The sequence below is a fragment of the Micromonospora sp. NPDC049101 genome, assembly GCF_040648675.1.
In the GTDB taxonomy this organism is placed as follows: domain Bacteria; phylum Actinomycetota; class Actinomycetes; order Mycobacteriales; family Micromonosporaceae; genus Micromonospora.
On sequence record NZ_JBEZED010000064.1, the window covers coordinates 1 to 3375 of the forward strand.

Annotated in this window: 1 protein-coding gene; it reads left to right on the forward strand. The window is 73.5% G+C overall.

Annotated elements, in window-relative coordinates; translation table 11 throughout:
• Positions 1-54: 54 nt before the first annotated feature.
• Positions 55-3375, forward strand: a 3321-nt coding sequence (locus AB0B57_RS36750; RefSeq protein WP_357081077.1) for a type I polyketide synthase, incomplete at its 3' end; no start/stop codon positions are given.

The following is a 3375-nucleotide window of genomic DNA, read 5'->3' on the forward strand; positions in this document are numbered from 1 at the left end:
GTGCGGGAGACGGTTCGTTTTTCTGATGGGGTCGGGGCTTTGTTGGGCGCTGGGGTGACGGCGTTCGTGGAGTTGGGGCCGGATGGTGTGCTCTCCGCACTGGTGCAGGAGATCGCCACGACCGAGGTCGTGCCGCTGCTGCGATCCCGATCCTCCGAGAACCGCACAGTGGCCGAGGCGCTGGGTCGGCTGGCCGTCCACGGCGTACCCGTCGACTGGGCCTCCTACTACCAGCAGTTCGGCGCCCGGACGGTCGAGCTGCCGACCTACCCGTTCCAGCGCCGCCGCTACTGGCTGGACCCGACCGGATCCTCGTCCGGGGCTTCGGCCATGGGTCTGCGGCCCGCGGGGCACCCTCTGCTCGGCGCCACCGCCGAACTCGCCGAGGCCGACGGCCTCCTGCTCACCGGCCGGCTCTCCCTGCACGCCCAGCCATGGCTGGCCGACCACCGGGTGCTGGCGGCGGCGGTGCTTCCGGGCACGGCATTCCTGGAACTCGCGCTGCAGGCCGCGAGCCGGGCCGGGTGCGATCGGGTGGAGGACCTCAGCATCGAGGCCCCGCTCGTCCTGCCCGCCGACGAGGCAGTGGTCGTCCAGGTCGCCGTCGCCGCCGCCGACAGCGCCGGACGACGCGCGCTGACCGTGTACGCCCGGGCCGAGGACGCTGCCGACGGCACGGAGTGGACCCGACACGCCTCGGGCGTGCTCGCGCCCGGCGGTGCCCCGGTCCCCGAGGTGCCGCCCGCATGGCCGCCGGCCGGCGCGACAGCGGTCGACGTCGACGACCTCTACGACCGGCTGGCGGGGATCGGGTTCGACTACGGCCCGGTGTTCCAGGGCCTGCGAGCGCTCTGGCGGCGAGGTGACGAGGTCTTCGCCGAGGCACGGTTGCCCGAGGACGAGGAGTCCTCCTCCTACGCCGTACACCCCGCCCTGCTCGACGCGGTGCTGCACGCCGTCGCGTTCGGCGCTCCCGGCGCGGCGGAGCGGGCCACGGTGCCCTTCGCCTGGAGCGAGGCCCGGGTGCACGCGTCCGGCGCCTCCGTGTTGCGCGCGCACCTGGTCCCCGCCGGCACGGACGCCCACTCCCTCCAGGTCTTCGACGACGAGGGCCGCGCGGTCGTCTCGATCGGAACGCTCGCCCTGCGTCCGCTGGAGGAGGGGCGGATCCCACCGCCGGTCCCGGACGGGGAGTCCCTGCAGCGGGTCGAGTGGTCCGAGATCCCCGTCGCCTCGCCACCCGGGGAGGCCGGGTGGCCCGTGCTCGACGTGGACGGCCAGACGCTCACCGAAGGTCTCGAAGAGCTGGCGGCGTCGACCCCTGACGTCGTCCTGCTGCCGTGCCGGGTCCGCACGGGAGACCCCGTGACCGCGGCTCACGAGACCGTGGGTGAGGTCCTGGAGGTGGTCCAGGCCTGGGTGGCCGACGACCGGATGGCCGGTACCCGCCTGCTGGTGACGACCACGGGCGGTGTCGCCCTGCCGGGCGAGACCCCCGATCCCGCCCAGGCCGCGGTATGGGGACTCGTGCGTTCCGCGCAGGCCGAGCATCCGGGACGGTTCGTCCTCGCCGACGTGGACGACAGGCCCGAATCGGTACGCGCTCTGGCGGCCGTCGCCGACCTGGCGGACGAGCTCCAACTCGCGGTGCGGGACGGGCGGATCTCGGTCCCGCGGTTGGTGCGGGTGGCCCCCGGAGTCGGCACCCGAGGAGGAGCCTCCGACGGCACCGTTCTGATCACCGGAGCCACGGGCGCACTGGGCCGGCTGCTGGCCAGACACCTGGTCGCCGAGCACGGAGTACGGCGTCTGCTGCTGGCGGGTCGGAGAGGTCGGGCCGCGGCGGGCATGGCCGAGGTGGAGGCGGAACTCACCGCGATGGGAGCCGCGGTCGACGTCGTGGCGTGCGACGTGGCCGACCGTTCCGCCGTGGCGCGAATGCTCGCGGCCGTCCCGGCACCCCTGACGGGAGTCGTCCATGTCGCGGGTGTGCTGGACGACGGCACGGTCGAGTCGTTGACCCCCGAGCGGGTCTCGGCCGTCCTGCGGCCCAAGGCCGACGCCGCCTGGCACCTTCACGAGTTGACCCGCGACCTCGACCTGCGTTTCTTCGTCCTGTTCTCGTCGATCGCCGGGCTGGTCGGCAACCCCGGGCAGGGCAACTACGCGGCGGCGAACACGTTCCTGGACGCCCTGGCCCACCACCGGCACACGGAGGGACTGCCCGCCGTCTCGCTCGCCTGGGGCCCGTGGAGCCAGGAGCACGGCATGGCGGGTTCACTCGACCACGCGGGCACCGTACGCCTGGCGCGCTCGGGCATGGCCGCGCTCACCGACGACGCCGGGCTGGCCCTGTTCGACGCGGCCCTGGACGCCGACGAGCCGGTGCTCGCGGCGGTCCACTGGCAGACCGGCCCCCTGCGCGAGCCCGGCGCGACCCTGCCCGTCCTGCTGCGCAGGCCGGCCGCCCGTCGGACGGCGCGGCGCGGCCCGGGGCGCCCCGGCACGTCGTCCGGCCTGCAGCGCGAGATGGCCACCGCGACACCTGCCGAACGCGAACGGATCCTGTTCGACCTCGTCCGCACGCACGCCGCCTCGGTGCTCGGTCTCGACGCACCCGACGCTGTCGCCGCCGACCAGGCCTTCCGGGCGCTCGGATTCGACTCCCTGATGGCCGTGGAGCTGCGCAACCGCCTGAAGACAGCCACCGGGCTGCCCCTGCGGACCACCCTGCTGTTCGACTACCCGACCCCGGCGGAGCTGGTCGCCCATCTCGCCGCCGAGTTCAGTGGGGTGACCGCCACCGAAGCGGTGGCGCCGGTGACGCAGCGGGTGGACGAACCGATCGCGATCGTCGGCATGGCCTGCCGGTATCCGGGTGGGGTCGGCGACCCGCAGGACCTGTGGGATCTGGTGGCCAGCGCGGGCGACGCGGTCTCCGGGTTCCCCGTGGACCGGGGATGGGATCTCGACGGCCTCTACGACCCGGACCCGGACCACGCCGGTACCAGCTACGCCAGGGAAGGCGGTTTCCTGCACGAGGCCGCCGAATTCGATCCCGCCTTCTTCGGTCTGTCGCCCCGCGAGGCACTCGCGATGGACCCGCAGCAGCGGCTGCTGCTGGAGACGTCCTGGGAGGCGGTCGAGCGGGCCGGCATCGATCCGACGTCGCTGCGGGGCAGCCGTACCGGTGTGTTCGCCGGAGTCATGTACCACGATTACGCGAGCCGTTTCCCGTCCGTGCCGGAAGGCTTCGAGGGCTATCTGGGAAACGGCAGCGCCGGCAGTGTCGCTTCGGGGCGGGTGGCGTACACGTTTGGTTTTGAGGGTCCTGCGGTGACGGTGGATACGGCGTGTTCGTCGTCGTTGGTGGCG